This is a genomic window from Bradyrhizobium sp. CCBAU 45394, assembly GCF_028128655.1.
In the GTDB taxonomy this organism is placed as follows: Bacteria; Pseudomonadota; Alphaproteobacteria; order Rhizobiales; family Xanthobacteraceae; genus Bradyrhizobium; species Bradyrhizobium diazoefficiens.
In genome coordinates this window covers 409,445-425,286 of record NZ_LBIX01000176.1, presented here as the reverse complement: position 1 = coordinate 425,286, position 15,842 = coordinate 409,445, and the positions used below count along the sequence as shown (strand labels likewise).

At 61.7% G+C, this 15,842-nt stretch carries 10 protein-coding genes; 2 read left to right on the top strand and 8 right to left on the bottom strand.

Translation table 11 applies throughout. The features are described from left to right. The first annotated feature begins 33 nt into the window (after positions 1–33). Positions 34–861, top strand: a complete 828-nt coding sequence (locus WN73_RS39405) for a hypothetical protein (protein ID WP_271557658.1) — start codon at positions 34–36, stop codon at positions 859–861. Positions 862–978: 117 nt separating this feature from the next. Next, positions 979–1,272: a hypothetical protein gene (locus tag WN73_RS39400; RefSeq protein WP_271557656.1), complete on the top strand. Its 294-nt coding sequence runs from the start codon at positions 979–981 to the stop codon at positions 1,270–1,272. A gap of 421 nt (positions 1,273–1,693) precedes the next feature. Here WN73_RS39400 and brxL read toward each other — a convergent pair whose 3' ends face one another. From brxL to WN73_RS39360, 8 genes are read right to left on the bottom strand one after another with little or no spacing between them, the layout of a single operon-like run. Then, positions 1,694–3,730, bottom strand: coding sequence for a protease Lon-related BREX system protein BrxL (brxL, locus tag WN73_RS39395; protein ID WP_271557654.1), 2,037 nt, complete (start codon positions 3,728–3,730; stop codon positions 1,694–1,696). A 3-nt stretch (positions 3,731–3,733) separates the two neighbouring features. Continuing rightward, entirely contained in the window at positions 3,734–6,304 is a 2,571-nt protein-coding gene (locus WN73_RS39390; protein WP_271557652.1) for a PglZ domain-containing protein, read from the bottom strand. Positions 6,305–6,312: 8 nt separating this feature from the next. Then, positions 6,313–8,334 (bottom strand): hypothetical protein, encoded by a 2,022-nt coding sequence (locus tag WN73_RS39385; protein ID WP_271557650.1) that lies wholly within the window; start codon positions 8,332–8,334, stop codon positions 6,313–6,315. Continuing rightward, complete coding sequence (locus WN73_RS39380) at positions 8,331–10,256, bottom strand: Eco57I restriction-modification methylase domain-containing protein (RefSeq protein WP_271557648.1); 1,926 nt, start codon at positions 10,254–10,256, stop codon at positions 8,331–8,333. Before WN73_RS39380 ends, WN73_RS39385 begins: the two co-directional genes overlap by 4 nt. 5 nt (positions 10,257–10,261) lie before the next feature. Continuing rightward, positions 10,262–13,792 (bottom strand): BREX system P-loop protein BrxC, encoded by a 3,531-nt coding sequence (gene brxC / locus WN73_RS39375; RefSeq protein ID WP_271557646.1) that lies wholly within the window; start codon positions 13,790–13,792, stop codon positions 10,262–10,264. Between the two features lie 12 nt (positions 13,793–13,804). Continuing rightward, positions 13,805–14,380, bottom strand: a complete 576-nt coding sequence (locus WN73_RS39370) for a BREX protein BrxB domain-containing protein (RefSeq protein WP_271557644.1) — start codon at positions 14,378–14,380, stop codon at positions 13,805–13,807. Further along, positions 14,377–15,147, bottom strand: a complete 771-nt coding sequence (locus tag WN73_RS39365) for a BrxA family protein (protein ID WP_271557642.1) — start codon at positions 15,145–15,147, stop codon at positions 14,377–14,379. The genes WN73_RS39370 and WN73_RS39365 overlap by 4 nt, the downstream gene beginning before the upstream one ends. Beyond that, positions 15,144–15,725 carry a BrxE family protein gene (locus WN73_RS39360; protein WP_271557639.1) on the bottom strand — a complete coding sequence of 194 codons (582 nt, stop codon included), beginning with the start codon at positions 15,723–15,725 and terminating at the stop codon, positions 15,144–15,146. The genes WN73_RS39365 and WN73_RS39360 overlap by 4 nt, the downstream gene beginning before the upstream one ends. Between the last annotated feature and the right edge of the window lie 117 nt (positions 15,726–15,842).

Sequence of the window (15,842 nt, the reverse complement as noted above, 5' to 3'; positions counted from 1 at the left end):
TGCCTTCCCTCGGGCAGCATTAGGATCAATGGAATGGACGTGAGCGAGACGGAAAAGCAGGCCCGAGACGCGATCAATCGGTACACGTCGACGGTGGCCTACCCGGTCATCTGGACTGACGGCAACAAAATCATCACCCTAGGTACTGCGGTCCTCTTCCGGTACAGAGACCGCCATTTTCTGCTTACTGCGAAACACCTCTTCCAGCATCACGCGGGCGAACGATTTCCCTATGATGGCCTTGTCGGCCCAACAACTCGCGCACAGGGCGTCCCGCGCGGACTGGGGAAGATTGAAGTCTTGGAGCCGAAGGGTGATGACGCTGATTTTCTCGACGTCATCGCGATTGAGCTACTTGACCCTGAGATGGTCGGGTTGATCAAGCATACCTGGTCGTTCATCACGATCGATGACTTCGCACCGCCGAACCCGGAGGCCGTTTATTTCATCGCCGGATTTCCAAAGGAGAAAGAGCGCAAATCCGGAGAAATTATCGGGGCGGCGCTCATGACCTTGGCGACAAAGCAGGCAGAGTCGGTCCCCGACGGTCTTGATCGGCACGACCCGAAATTTGATCTCTTCTGCAAATACGACCAGACCGGCGCAGATTTTTACAACAACAATGAAACAGTCGTGTCGCCATGGGTCGGAGGCGTCAGTGGCGGTCCAGCATTTCGTGTTGCAGACCTAGCTCCTCCTGTTTGGACACCCCAGTCTGGCACTCGATTTGTTGGGTTGCAAAGTAGCGCCTCGGAAGGAAAAAGATGGCTTCGGATTAAGAACTGTTATGCGATAGTCGCTTACTTCAAAGAGGCCTGCCCCGAGATTGCGGAAGCAATTCTCGCTCAGTTGGCGAGATGATGCGCTCCGGCGCCCCTTCTCTTCGGGTGCAGTGTACAACTTCCTGACTCTGCTGGTACTCTCACTCACAGAGACGCGCGAACGTTGATGTTCTAGTGTTGCGGCAATGGGGCGAGGATGGGCTATCAGGTTCTGATCGACGACAATTTTCATTATCAGGACGAATCCGAGCGCGTGAAGCATGGTGTCTTCGCGACGTCGGAGGAGGCAGTCGCCGCCTGTCGTTCGATCGTAGACGGGTACCTGACCGACACCTTCAGGCCCGGCATGACGGCCGACGCCCTCTTCGAGAGCTACACATTGTTCGACGAAGACCCCTTCATCGCTACCGAAGGCCCCGAAGACGCGCACGTCAAGTTTCCGGCGTGGGACTACGCTCGCCAGAGATGCTCGGAGATCGCCATGGACTGATCGGGTTCAGCGTAGTTTTAGGCGGTTTTTCGGCGCGAACTCGACGACGACCTTTCTCAATCGCCCCTTACGCTGCGCTTGATGGACTTCAGTCACTCCGCGAGTAGGCCGCGCCTCCGCTGGCTTGATGACTGACGGCTTTGAAGCGGTAGCATTGGGTTTGGGCAATGCTTGGTTCGTTCCCTTCCGGACTATCCTGCTGCCGGAGTCGCGTTCTTGTTTGAGGGTCCTAAGGGCAGCCTTCTACACCAGCGAAAGCGGCGGCTTAGAAACGCTACCAGTCTGCTTTCGTTTGGCCCATTTAGGCACCTTCTTCCCAAACCACGCCGAATTCCAAGGGCGAATGATCGTGCTTCCCCCGTTGTAGTGCCCTTTCCGACTCATTCGCTTCCTTGCCCCGTTTCCGCCGACAACAGACCCCTCAGTTGATCCCGAGCGCCTTAAAGGCCGCCGTCTTCGGGTCTCCGTAGAAGATGGGGTCGACATGTTCCACGACGTCCCCTGTCACCTCCAGGAAGCTCCGCTTGTTCTCGATCGGAATGAGGGCACGCTTGGCCCCGTTGTCCATGGCGAGCTGCAACGGCTCCGCCAGCGACCGCAGGCCCTTGATGTTGCCCTGAACGCTGAGATCGCCCACGACCAGCATCGCTGGCGCCGGTGGGGCTTTCTTGAGCGCGGAGAACGCCGCGATGAAGAAGCCTAGCCCGATCTCGCCCTCGACCCGGTTGTTCATGAGATCGATGACCTCCACGTGGAGGTCGGAAACGTCGAGCTCGCGGGCGATGGAAAGGTCGCCCTTCTTGGCCAGCATGTAGCTGAACGCCCGGTTGATCGATTCCTTGGTGACGCCGTTGACGCCGCCGGCCGTCTTTAGCTTTCCGGATCCAGACGAGACTGAGACCTCGACGCGGTACATGCCGACGGTGCCATCTGGAGCCACGGCCGCTGTGTACACGCTCCCAGGCGGGAGAGGATCAGCCGAGATCATGTTACGGCCGCCCTGCTCCGGAACGCCCACGAACCGCTCCTCGCCGGTGTCGTTCACCGTGTAGCTGAAGGAGGTGTGGTAGTATTCGAAGGAGCCCATCTTCTTGAGCTGCTCCTTCACCCGGCGCCGGCCTTCCATCGCAAACTCCAGAAGTTCGGCAATCTCCTCCTGGGTTGCTTCGCCGCTCGGATGGATGATCTTCATCAAGCCCGAGACCGACTTCTTGACCGCCTTCCGGTCACGCGTGATCAGGTGCGATCCCATCGTGAAGTGGCGGTCGCAGATCTCCGTGAAATTGTGGCGGCGCAGCTCGCGTAGGGCCTCCGCGAGGAAGTCCACGACGAAGCCGTAGTGGTCCGTAAAGAGGTCGTTGCGCATCTTCGGGACCTCCCAGCCAGGGAGATAAAAATGCAGGCGGTCGATGAACGCCATGTCGTCTCGGATCACCTCGGGCATCGGCTCGAACAGGTGCCCGGTTTGGACCATGACGTCGATCGGCTGCTGCGTGTTGCCGAACAGGGCGATGCCCGCCTCTCCGGATGCGGCCTCCTGGCCACGCTGGAATGACCCCGACTCGCAGTAGGTCTTCATCGTGGTGATGACTTCCTTCGGCATCTTCTCGAGATCCGCGACCTCGTCGAACCCGACGACGTCCCAGATCTGAACGAGTCCCTTCGCCCGGCCGCCCATGTGCCCGAACAGGTTGGCCACCGTGGTCGGACCGGTCATGAGCGCGGCGTAGGGAGACACCTCTTGGATTACGTAGCTCTTGCCGGTGCCGCGCGGGCCCAGCTCGACCAAGTTGTAGTTGCGCTCGCACAACGGGATCAGCCGGGTCAGAAATAGCAGCTTCAGACGCTTCGACATCTCGCCCGGCTCATAGCCCATGCTGCGGAGGATCAGGTCGATCCACTCGTCCGTCGTGAATTCGGCTCTGAGGCGCTGATAGTCGGCGAGATCGAAGGCCGCGATCTGGATCGGCGTCAATTTTTCGATCCAGAAGGGGTTCTTTCCCTTGCCCTCCTCGTCGTATTCGAAGCGCATGTCGACCTGGGCCCAGATGCCGCCGGTCAGCAGCCGTTCGTAGTCCCTGACATACTGGTTCTGGATATGAACGAACTTGTTCCCGAAGTTGCTCAGCTCCGCCCAATAGTCGGAGTCGACCAGGCGGACCTTGACCTTGTCGATGAAGGTCCAGCTACCCTTCTCCTTGACCTTGCTCTGAGCCTTCATCGACTCGTCGGAGCGGATGTAGTTGTTGGCCAGCGTATCGTTGACGACCTGGAGGCCCATCTGGATGGCCATCTCATCGGACGAGGCGCAGTATTTCCCGAGCAGGAATTCCAGGACGAAGACCGGTACGTTGGCGCCGACCTTCACCTTCCGGACGAGGTCCTTGCGGACCACCTTACCGGCGAAGGTGCGATTGACCTTGTCGTCGAGAGCGTCGCGTGCGGGAACGTTACTCATCACCTAAACTCCCAAACGAACGGGGATGTCTTTCTTCGAAAGGTACAGGACGGCGTCGGTCTCGGCGTCCAAAACCTGGATGCGGACGTGTTTGACCGTGTCGTCGGTCAACATGAAGCCGACGTTCGCCTTGACGGCGGGCGGCAAGGTCAGAACACCCTCCGCCAGGTCAGCGCCGGTCGCGATGGCTGCGCGAGCGACCGGCCGATCGTCGGATACGACGATCGGCCGAACCTTGCGGGCGCCGGCGAAGAGGTCCTTGGACGCCGCCCCCAGCTCGATATGGACCGTGAAGATCCGGTTCGTAACCGCGTCGAAGTCGTGGGTGAGGACTACGGCGTCCTTTTCGGCCTTGGCGCTGCCGTCGACCTTCAGCTTCACGGCGATGACCGGAATGACCATTTCCTGCAGCGAGGTTCCGCCGTGGTGGTAGGCGAGATCGCCGCCGCTCTTGAAGACGGAGGTGCTGGCGGGGAACGCGAAGTCGAGATCCGTCACGTAGCCGAGCTTCGCCCCCGGGACCCTCACCGTACCGGGCGGCGTGGACCCGCCGCGGCCAACCCAGCAGCGACGATGCAGATCGATCGAGTCGCCGCCGGGCGTGTCGAGGCGCATGGAGGGATCGCGATCGGCGGCGAAGAAGAGATGGCCGTGATCGGCCGTCACGACGGCCTCCCCGATCCCGATGGCCGCCAGCCGGCCGAGGCACCGGGCGAGGTCTTCGACGACGTTGTCCATGACCCGGCGGGCATACGTGGTCGTTGTGGCGTTTTCGCCGGCAGCATCGATTTCCGTGGAGCGGATGATGATGACCTTCGAGTTACCGATCTTCTTCTGCAGCGCCTTCGTGCTCATCGAGATTACCTCGTCGAGCGTGAGGTCGACCAAGTCGGGAATGCGCGACTTCAGAAACTTCTGGCGAGCCGAAAGATCCGGAAGGAAGGTGCCGTCGATCGACGCGCCGAGCTTATCCTTGTTCGAAACGACCGAGAAAGTCGCGGCGGCCCCAGGAAGCAGCGCAGCCATGCCGACGGGCGTGATGGAAGGAAGCGCAGCCAACGCGGGACGCATCTGCACCTCGGAGGCTCGCGTGAGGCGGCCGATGAGTTCGTGCCCCATCTCGAACCGCATGGCGTCGACCATGACGTAGGCGACGGGCACCGGCCGGCTCGCCACCGCGTCCGACCAGATACGGGTCTGCTGGAGAACGCCCGGGACCGTCCAGTCGGCCTTTTGGAGGGCCTTCAGGAAGCCTTCGCTCATGCGGCGGACAGTATTTTCGTAAAGGTCCCGGATCTTTGCCTTGGCCTTCTCGTCGATCTCCTCGTCCAACGAGGAGAGAAATGCCTCCAGTCGCCGCTGCGCCTGGTCAAGCGCGTACCACCCGTCCTTTTCGGACACGTACCGATCGACCCAGGTGGTGGGGTTGCCGTTGGCCTTCGCGATCGTCCCGTCTACCGCGGCGGAAACGAGGCCGAGGTCGACCATCAGCTTGCAGACCGCCCAGACCGACTTTCGCGAAAGCTCGCGACTGACCCAGAAGCTGCTCTCGCGGGCCCCCATCAGGGCGTTGGCTTCTTCGAATTTCTCCGAGGCGATGAGATCGAAACACGCCGTCACCACGGCGGCCTCCTCAAACCTGAAGGTATCGATGGAGCCGAGCCACATACCGTTTACCGTCTCGGCTGACAGGCCGAGTTCCACCTCGATCTTGTCAGCCGCCTCGACGTAGGCAGCCGAATGGCGCTCGCGGAGGCGCTTGGCGACCTCCCGGACGGCCTTATGGTGGTCGCTGGTCTTGGCCTCTGGCACGTTCTTGATGGCCGTCGCCACCTGCCCTCGAAGATCCGCATTCGGCCCCAAATCGGATCGAAACTCGTTTACCAGCACGTACCGGAGGGCGATCTGGCGCGCTCGACCCAACGTCGCATCCGCAGGCAGGGCGAGACCCATCCTCCCAAGAGCGGCGTCCCGAAGCTCTCCGAAGGCCGCCTTGGCCTGGATGTCGGCGTCAAAGGAGGCGCCGCCCAGCCAATCTGTGACGATGGCGACAGTGTCCGTGGTGCCGAAGACGCTCTTCAGCAACGACGCCCCTTGGCCTCCCCCTCGGTCTTCCTGCGCCATACCGGCCAAATCGGTATAGGTCAGCGCGTCAGATTTCAGCATCTCGTCGATGGCGACGTCGGTGAACCGCTTTCGGAGGACGAGCCGGGCGAACTGCTTGAGCGCCGGCTGCTGATAGAAGGTGCCCGCCTTCTCCAATTCCATCAGCAGAGAGCCTTTAGGGTCGCGGTCGAGCCCTGGGATATAGATAACAACGTCTTCAGGCTGATCGCCGCTCGTCAGGTCCTCGACGGCAAAACGCGCCTTCAAGAAGGAGCCGTCGAAGACGTAGAGATTGGCTTTCCGCCGGCCGAAGCTAACCGCCACGGGGCCGTCGCTGACCTTCCACCCGTCGGCGACCTCTGCGAAAAACGACCGCAACTCTTCGCGTCTGTCGTACATGACGACTACACGACGATCCTTGATGCGGTCGCCGATCTGGTTGGCGATGTAGTCGTGGAGCGGGTGCATGACTTTCCTCAACCAACCTTTGCTTTGCGAACGCGTTTTGGGGCGCTGGTGATGTCAGGCGCCTCCATCAGGCTCTTAAGCGCAGCTTTGACGTTCGCGGAAGTTCTTTCTGCGATCAGCTGAGACACCGATATTTTTGGATTATCGTAGGGCTTTTGCTCGCCGTCGTCGTCCTCGAACCAAAAATTATCTTCGAGTCCATGAGCTATTGCGATATCGCGGTTCGTAACGCACTTCGGAATCACGCGTTCGGGCCACAGATGCATTGCGACGTGTGACCAGTCGTACTTCCCAGACGAAAGTTCATCCCACTTGACCTTTAGCTCGCGTTGCCAAGCCTTTTGGTTAGTCACGAGCCTCCAGAGAGGAGCCATGAGCAGCACTACCCCGTCATCAATTCGAGGATTCCAAAGTGGTGCAACGCGCTTCACTTCCTGCAAAAACGCTTGCAGCTCCTCAACAAGATTTTCCTGTGCCTCGATGGCCTTCCGTTGTTTATCCGTCGGCTGCCGCCCCGCCTCTTGTCGAAGCTGATCAAGCTCGCGTTGCTCTCTTGAGACTTTCGGCCGTAAGAATTCGACTTCCAGACGAATGAACGTATCTTTGTCGAGACCGTGAAGGTAAAGCCAGATCGAATAACTCGCGCTCGCCGTGGATAGCTGCCAATAGACAGGCGCTTTCCGACCAGCGTTTGCGTACATTTTTATGTGCGACGCGAAAAACTTTTGCGTCAATATCTGACGAAGGCTGTCGATGTCCGGCATCATCGAAAGCCCAATCGTTTCGTATATTTCGCTGATCTGGGTTGCTAGATCATGAGGATGCCCCGCTTCGTTCACCTTAATTGACTGCTGAGCGGCTGCGGCACTCGTCGGCACCGTTCCCGGACTCAGCGCCGGAAGCGGGTCAAAGGGCCCTGGTTCAAGGGGACTTACTCGCTCGCCTGTTGCGAGTCGGACATCAAATCGGCCGAACGCAACCCCAACTGCCCACGACAAAAGGCTAAGTTGGTCTTCGTCAGATTCTTTGCGGGCCCTAACTGCACGGCCTTCTTCGTCGGCTTCCCCCGGTTGAGCAGCTTCCGCCATCGCAAACACGGAAGCTGCTTCGATCTCCGACTTGTCCGATGCACTAAGACCAAAGAGCTCAAACACAATCTCGTCGATCTTCGTCTGCACGGCGTTCATCTCCTGTGCGGAGCTTCCCTTCGCCGCAGAGTTCAGAGCTTTTGGCAGCACGAATGCGAGAGACGTCTCGACGGCGGTATCGGCGTTTCTGGCGAGCCTCCATGCCTCCATAGCCAGAGCCGAGAGGGCAGCAGCTTGTTCCGCAGAGGGTTCTGCCCACGGAAGTTTCTGAAGAGCTCCGACGACAAACTCTGGATATCCGAAGCGTCCTAGAAGGGCCTTGAAAAAGTAGTCGAACGGCTTGCTGTTGAAAATCGCGAGACCAGGCAGCAAGCTTTGCTCCGGAAGAAATACGGAATAGCCACGGACTGAAAATATACAGCCAGAAGGGAGCGGCTGAGGGGCGAAGCGACTTGCCCTCAGTGGCCAGGTCATGCCCGCCTTGAGATAATACTCTGAGCTTGCGATCCTTCGTGACCAATGCGTGGTTCGAGGGTCCGCAGGATTTGACACTACCCACGCCTTCAGCTCTCGTCCCTCGCCCTCCCAATTTATCACTAGAGGAAGGGGAGCATAAAACGGCGATAGCTCACCTCCTTTTGCTAACGGGAACCATTTCTTGTCACGCGCATGCGGACTGATCTCCCAATGCGCTCGCAGGAAGCGAAAGTCGTCGGCCGTGTTCAGACCAACCCTTACGGCCCTGCCTTGTCCCTCCACGGGAGGAAAGTTCTTGAAGGCCGCCCTGACTCCCTGACCAAGCCAGTAAGCGAAAGGTGTGCCAGGCAGTTCCCTGAACTGGTTTAGGGTCGGCTCGAACTTGTCAGGTGTTTCGCCCTTGATCGCTCGCTTGATGGCACTAGCCTTGTCGGCGGCGGCGACTGCACGGATGAACGTAGTCATTGCGAGTTCTCCAAGCAGTAAGCGGCGGTCTCCACCATTGCGCCATCGAGAACGCCCGCCCCAAGATCCGCCACCACATATGGCGGAGCTTTTGCAAGCAATACGTCTTCACGCCATTTTTGAAAGCTTTGAAGGAAGAATCCCGTTCTCGACGTTATTGCTCCAAGGCAGCCACCCGCGCACAGAATCTGTACGCCACGCTCAACGAACGCTGCATAGAGGTCGTTCTTCGTCTTTGGGTAGTTAGCGTCGAGCACTTTCTTCGCTGTGATGCTGCAGGCGCCGAAAGGCGGGTTCATAAGAACCACATCAAATTTGCGGCCGAACAGCTCCACGAAGGCGAGCCCCTGCTCAGCGTCATCGGCAAAGAGGCGACGCCGAGTGCCCTTCCCGTTGACCGCGTCGCTGACGAACGCCTTCAACGCCGAGAAGATATTTTCCTCGATCCTCTCGAAGAAGACTGAGTTGCTGATGCCGGACAGGTCGAATTCGCCCTGGCGCTTCGTCGGCGCCAACCCCGGCAGAAATTGGTCGGTCCGCGACTGCTCCTCATTGAAGGCCGCGCGCGCACGGTCGATCGATCGGGCCAGGGTGCGATCGATCGGCAGCAGCGAACCCATTTCGCCGGCCAAACGCATCTCGGTTACGATCTCATTGAACAAGCCGCCGATCATCGCGGGACGCAAGCTCGCTGAGAAATCCTCCACCAGCTTCGGGTCGCCCGGCATCGGCTCCGCGATGACGACGTTCGCACGTCGGATGACGGGGCGTTCACCGCGCGAGACCTTGTTGTCCGCGAAGGCCCGCTGGGCACGCATCCAAAGGGCGAGCTGCGCAATCTGGGCGCAGCGGGGATCGATGTCGACGCCGTGGAGGTTGTGCTGAAGGATCAGCGCCGGCGCCGCCTTCTTGAGGTCGTCGAGCGTGGCGTAGTCCTGCCGAAGCGTCCTGCCCGTCACGCCGGAGGCCGGCGAGGTTTCGTCGTTCCAGGCCTCTTCGTAGATCAGCAGCAGCAGCGCGAAGCAGTAGAGCAGAAAGTGGCCCGAGCCGCAGGCCGGGTCCAGGATGCGCAGATCACGAGGGTCCTTTTTGGCCGGACTGGACGACTCCTCGGCGTCGTCCGACGCCTTCACCATGTACTCGCACTTCTCGGTCAGGCCGGTACGGCCATCGCGCATCTTGTGCCAGATGCGTCCGAGCGTGTTGTCGGTCAGAAACTGCACGACGTACGACGGGGTGAAGAACTGATTGCGGATCGCGAGCTCGCGGCTGTTGCGCGGCGCCGCGCTCTCGTCGCGCATCTGGCGACGCTCTTCGCCGGAGTTGAAGAACTGGTAGATCCAGCCGATCGTCTCGTCCTCCTTCCAGATCCCCTTGAGATCGGCGTGGTTCAGGATCTCGAGGATCTCGTCGAAGGTCGCCTTCTTGGGCCAGAGGACCGACGCCGGGTCGCGACGATCGAACAGGACCTTCACCTCGGTGGACAGTTCGTCGAAAATGCTTTCGATGTAGAACCGGTAGCCGGCACCATCGGCGGTCTTCAGAGCCGGGGCGAGGCCGCAGAATTCCTGGAAACCGATCGAATTTTCACCCCTGCTGATGCATTCCTGGACCAGCCCGCGCGGCTCGAGCATCTTGAGGGCGGCGAAGCGATTCAGCGTGGTAAAGGCCGCGTCCCGAACGTAATCGCGCACGGAGTCGGCCTGCTGCATGCCGGCACGCCGCTTGTGCTCGATGGTAGCCACGATCCGGTCCCGCAGGATGAGCTGGCGGCCAGACAGATGGCGGCCGCCCTTTTCAGCAACACGGCCGTCCAGGCGCACGTCGAACACGGCATCGAGCTGCTCGGCGAAGTCCTCCTGAAGGAGGCGCCGGATCCGCTGCGTCGCGCGTTCGATCGCGTTTCGGGTGTCCTTGTCCATCAGCCCTACCTGACGATCACTTTCTTGCCCTCGCCGATGAGCCGCGAGAATTCATCCCTGATCCCCTCCAGTGCCTGATCCAACTGCTCCTCGGTCTCGATGCCGCCCGAGAAGAACTGACCGACCGACACCGTCGCCAGGCGCTCGCCTTCGAGTATCTGGTGCATCTTGGCCGTGGCGGTGGCCAGGCGGCTGTCCGCCAGCTCTGCTTCCGACCGGAGATGGCGGATCGTCTGGTTGTTCCAGTTCTTGTCGGCGCACTGGCGGAGGTGGCGCGAGACTTCGTCCCGCTGCGCATCGTCGAGCCGCTCCCAGCCAGGCGTCTTCGTCAGCACCTCGAGCGCGTCCAGATAGGCATTGACCCGGCCGTCCAAAGCCGCGTCGTAGCGACGCTTGTACTCGGCCTGGATGGAGGCGGCGGCCTTCGAGATCGCCCCGATCTCCCTGAAGAACGTTTCCCGTCCGAGAAGGTCGCCGAGAAGCTTGCCCTGCTCCGGATAGACGCTGTCGAGCTCCGGCTCCTCCTCCAAGACGGGGACGAGCTTGGCGGCGGCGCGGGCATCCGTAATCGTCTTCAACGCCGCGTCGTTGAGGACCGCGGCCAGATCCGAGCCCCGCTTGATCGCGTCCTTCAGGCTCTTGTGCGAGGCGTTGAAGGTGAGGATGGCGTTCTCTTCGTTGCCGCGGCGGATCGCCCGCATCTGGTTGACGGCGCTTTCGAGGACGTCGGCACCCGGAAGCTGGGCCGAGCGCATGGTGCCGAGAACGCCATCGAGGCCCTCTTCGTGGCGCTCGATCGCGGCACGGATCTCGGCCGCGATCGGGCCCGGCGCCAGCTCCTTGACCTCGTCGCCGAACGTGTCCCGGTAGTTCTCGCCGGCTTCCGCCAGGACTGCGAAGTCGATCCCCTTCTTCGGCCGGAAGCTGGCGGCGCGGAACATGTTGTTGCCGGAGAAGCAGTCCTTGGCCACGGTGGTGGTGGCCTGGTCGATCACCTGCCCCTTCGAGGTTGCCTCGATCTTTCCTGCCCTGAGCAGAGACAGGGTCAGAAGCCGCACGACGTCGAAGTCCCAGCCGAAGGGCGGCTTCAGGAACTCGTCTTCGAGGTACTTGCCGGTCACCTGCTCGCCGTAGGCGGCGCGCTCTTCGATCTTCGTGAGAATCTCCGACAGCGGCACGACATCGGTCCGGAACACCCTCTTGTTCTGCTCGTCCCGCAGCAGCTCGAGATGCGAGAACACGTTGGGCAGGCCCGAGAGGTTCTCCGCCGTGAGCAGGGCATCGATGCCCTTGGTGACGTCGTTCTTCTTGGCGGAGGCTTCGGAGAAACGGTTGTAGACGTCGGGAAGCACCTGCTGCAGCACGCCCGTGACCGCCTTCCCGACCTCGGTGACGGTGCCGGCGGGGCTGCGGTCGTTGCCGCGGAAGTACACCTTGCCTGCGAGGCAAGCCGCCTTCAGGCGCCGGCCGAGCTCCTGCATGTGGTTGCGCTGCCGGACCTTCTCCTCGGCGATGAGCGCGGTCTCGTCGGCGGTCGGCGCGCCGCGCCCCTTTCGCTTGATCATCTCGTCCGAGCGGAAGGCCTCGCGCATCTCGCGCTTGATGTCCTGGTCGAGAGCGATGCTCCAGAAGACGTCCTTCTGATCCATCTGGCTGCGCTTGCGCAGAGTTTCCGCTTCGACCAGCGCCTGGTCGGCGGTGTCGGCGAGATCGAGATGGAACGCGACGTCGCCGGCGACCTCTTCGTTGCCGCCGACCATCAGGCCTGCCTTGAACGTCTTGGCGTCGCCCAACGTGAAGCCGGGCTGCGGGGCCCAGAACCCGGCCAGCACCGAGGCGTAAAGGCGCCGTTCGTCGGCCCGCTTGGGATCGATCGATGCCCGCGTCTGATCCCAGTCGTCTTCGGCCGGCGTCGGGATGCGGTAGCCGCCATCACCCTGGCGGACCATGTGCTTGGCTTCGAGCTCAGTCAGCGCTTCGCGCACTTCGGTGAGCTTGGACTCGGCATCCACCCGATCTACCAGGGCGGCCGCGATGTTTTCGGGCGTCCGATGGACCGTCCGGACGAACTGCAGCAGGCACACGACCTTCGCCACGGCCTGCGCCATGGGATGCTGAAGCTTGGCCGGAATGGAGATGATCTTGGCGCGGATGTCGGAATTGATGTTGCCTTCGACGAGATCATAGACCTGGTCGAGGCGCACCAGCGCGCCGACGGGGGCGTCGGCGATCTTGGTGGCCGGGTTGATCAGGAGCTGCTGGGCGAGCTTGATGATGGTGCGGTTGGCGCCGCCGACATGCTTGCTGGCGCCGCCCTGCATGCGGAGGCCCGAGACGATGTCGATGATCAGATCGATCTGATAGGGGAGCAGCGGATAGAGGTCGACGAACCGCTCCCTGGACAGCGTCGGCAAGGAGACGTCGGCCGTCAGCTTGGAATTCAGATCGAGGCGGGCACGGTTGTCGTCGTAGAGCTTGCCGAGGGCGGTCTCCGCGGCGGCGTTCTTCGCCAAGACGCGGCGGCTGGTGACCTCGGAGATGTCGGACGGCTCCAGGTGGACCTGGAGCGGGAAGCGATCCATCAGCTTCGGCAGCTCGATCCGGCGGTCGTCGAGGCCGCTCACGACCTCGCTCAGGCGTTCCTGCGAGGTGACCGCGATCCAATACTTGCCGCGGCCCTTGACGCCGAGCTGCTGCACGATGGCCTGCAGGTCCAGCATCTTCTGGGTGTCCCGGGCCACGAACTGGCCGACTTCGTCGACGACGAAGATCAGCGAGTGCCCCGGCTTGCGGCGCTTCATCAACTCCACGATCCGGTCGGCCAGACGGCCCGGCGTGATGTCGATCTTCGGGCGCCCCTTCGACCAGGAGTCCGCCATCGGGTACGTGGCCGGCTCGAGCTTGTGGAGGACGGCGCTCGCCTGGTTGAGCGCGAAAATCGGCAAGTTCTTCTGGGTGTCCCAGGACTTTCCGTGCAGTTCCTGGAAGACCTTCTTGAACTCCTCGAGGCGCCCCTCGGTCTCAAGGGCGATTTCCAGCTCGGCGGGATCGATCTCCTTGGCGTAGCCCAGGCTCGCAAGGAAAAGCCGGTACATGATTTCGGTCAGCATCTGATTGCCGGACCGGATGCCCCTGTCCGTCGAAACGTCGAAAATGACGGTGTGCGTGGGGATCTTCTCGTTGATGGTCTTGAGGACGACCGAGAGCTTCGGGTCGCCGGCGCGCGCGGCAAAGCGCTCCGCGGCGGGCACCCCGAGGATGTCGCGATCCTCGATCGCGAGACCCAACACCTTGGCGAAGCTCGACTTGCCGGAGCCAAAGAAGCCGGAGATCCAGATGGCGACGCCTTCATGGGGCTTCTGAGGGGTCTCTTGGTAGCGCTCCAGGACGTGGACGTAGTGCTTCTTGATCGCGTCCGTGACGACGTACTCGTCGATTTCGGAGGCGATGATCTCCGACGACGTCTGGTCGACCTTGATGACTTCCTCGATCTGCCGAGTGATGTCGCTGGCGAACAGTGATGCGATCTTGGCCACGTTGGTCATTCCTCAGAAGATCTTCGGTCGATAATTGTGCTCGGCGTCGAGTTCGCCCATAAAGCGAAGGCCCGAAGCTCCGTCGAGATCGCCCGGATAGAACAGGATCGTCGGGACATGGACTCGCCCCTTGAGCTGCTCCAGCAAGGAGAAGGTGCGATAAACGGGGAACAGGGCGCCGGTGCGCGAGATCAGCACGACATCCTTTTTGGGATCCGGCTCGGTCGGCATGCGGGCCGCGACGAGGTCCACCAAGGGCGCATATTCCTCGAGGATGTTGGTGATGGTCTGGATCGTCTCCTCGACCGTCCCCGATCGCTCGGCGTCGTACCAATCCTCGAGAGGACGCTGCGAGGTCATGGCCTCCGAGAGGCAATCCGCCAGCGAGATGCGGGTGACACGCTTGCCTTTCTGGGTCAGGCGCGTGGTCAGCATCGTCAGCTCCCGCCGCAGCGGGTACTCCTGCTCCGGATCGTACCGGAAGAGCGCGTAGGGCATGTCATGATAGGCGCTGATCTTGGCGCGCGGATCCGCGGCCGCCAGATGCGGCTCCAGATCATTGCGCAGGCGCTTCTCGAAATCGCTCATGCCGCAACCCTCTCGGCGCATTCCAATGCGCTCTTAAACGGGAGGCCCACCTGGGCGATATTCCCGGCCACCTCGTAGTTGAGCCGCTTGTACTGGTGGAGGCGCAGAAGCGCGACATGGACGTCGGTCGGCGCCATGTAGGCCAAGCGCCAAAGGCGGCTGGAGAGCATCTTGGTGGTGTTGCCCTCGATCTCGCTGATCATGTGGGCGTAGAACATGGTCACGTCGTCGCTCATGGCGATCGAGGCGAAGGTCTTGGCGGGGCCCTCGCCTGCCAGCATGCCGAGATCGACGGCCATCCTCAACAGATCGCGCGCACTCCGAAGCTGGCCGTACTCGGAAAAGGACTTCGCCTTCGAGCCCCTGGCGAGGGCGGCCTTTTCGAAGACCGGCCGCACATCCTCGGAGCGGATCTGGTAACGCCCCTTCTCATGCTCATTGAACAGCCAACCCATCGCGAAGTCGTGGAACGGCTGCTCCGTGGCCCCGATCCACAGGCGCAGGCAGTCCCGCCAGTCGACGAGGGGCATTCCTCTCTTGGCGAGGGCGATCAGAGGGCGCACCTGATCGATGTCGCGCAGTCGACGCTTCAGGGTGGCATTGACCTCCCGCTCCCAGCCCGCAGTCTTGTGCTTGCCGGCGAGAGCGGCCTTCAGGTTGTCCGCGAGCGACAACCCGTCGTCCCAAGCGGAAAAGAGCTCATAGGTCTCTTGGACCAGCACACCTTTGCGCAGGAGGCGCTGCGACCATTCGGGGCGGATCTTCATGCGTCGGCCATCCGCGCGTAGGGAACGACCAGATTGCCCGGCAAGCTCCCAGAGAAGGAAAGTGCCAGCAAGGCGACGACACGCCGCCGACCGTCGAATTTCTCCGGCATCTGGATGGACCGCCCGTCGGAGGACTTCTTGACCTTGGCGAAGGCCTCGACCTCCGCGTCCGTGACCAGTTCGAACTCCTTGAGCGTGGCCGCGACGTCGGCCGCCTTCAGGCTGGCCACGCGCTCGAAGAACGGCTGCCAGTCGCCGGCGGCGTCCAGCCAGCCCTCCCAGATCGAATCCAGGCGGTCTTCCAGATCGTCCGGAAGGCGCCAGAGGTTGATCGATCCCGGCGGGTCGAAGATCTCCGCGCAACGCGCGGCCGCGATCATCTGCACTGACTTCGCCTGGGCGAAGTAGTGGGTTCGCGGAAAGCCCCGCCGCAGCACGTTTACGCCCTGGCGCCCGAGCTGCCCTTGCGAATTCCACCAGCGGGCGCAGTCCATTTCGCCCAGGCGTGCCACGACTGTCCTCAGCCGCATCAGCCAAGCGAGATCGATATCGTTGTAAGTATCGGCTGCCCCCGCCATCGAATTCGCTACAGCTCCCTGTCTCCAGCGCGTTGAAGCTCGCGCCAGTCGTTGGCCGCCTCCTCCGTGACTTCGGATGCGGTCTTGTCCAGTCCGATTGCGGCCTGCTTGATGAGC

Coding starts and splice junctions, on each gene's coding strand:
- WN73_RS39405 (WP_271557658.1), top strand. CDS start 34: ATGGACGTGAGCGAGACGGAAAAGCAGGCCCGAGACGCGATCAATCGG.
- WN73_RS39400 (WP_271557656.1), top strand. CDS start 979: ATGGGCTATCAGGTTCTGATCGACGACAATTTTCATTATCAGGACGAA.
- brxL (WP_271557654.1), bottom strand. CDS start 3,730: ATGAGTAACGTTCCCGCACGCGACGCTCTCGACGACAAGGTCAATCGC.
- WN73_RS39390 (WP_271557652.1), bottom strand. CDS start 6,304: ATGCACCCGCTCCACGACTACATCGCCAACCAGATCGGCGACCGCATC.
- WN73_RS39385 (WP_271557650.1), bottom strand. CDS start 8,334: ATGACTACGTTCATCCGTGCAGTCGCCGCCGCCGACAAGGCTAGTGCC.
- WN73_RS39380 (WP_271557648.1), bottom strand. CDS start 10,256: ATGGACAAGGACACCCGAAACGCGATCGAACGCGCGACGCAGCGGATC.
- WN73_RS39370 (WP_271557644.1), bottom strand. CDS start 14,380: ATGAGCGATTTCGAGAAGCGCCTGCGCAATGATCTGGAGCCGCATCTG.
- WN73_RS39365 (WP_271557642.1), bottom strand. CDS start 15,147: ATGAAGATCCGCCCCGAATGGTCGCAGCGCCTCCTGCGCAAAGGTGTG.
- WN73_RS39360 (WP_271557639.1), bottom strand. CDS start 15,725: ATGGCGGGGGCAGCCGATACTTACAACGATATCGATCTCGCTTGGCTG.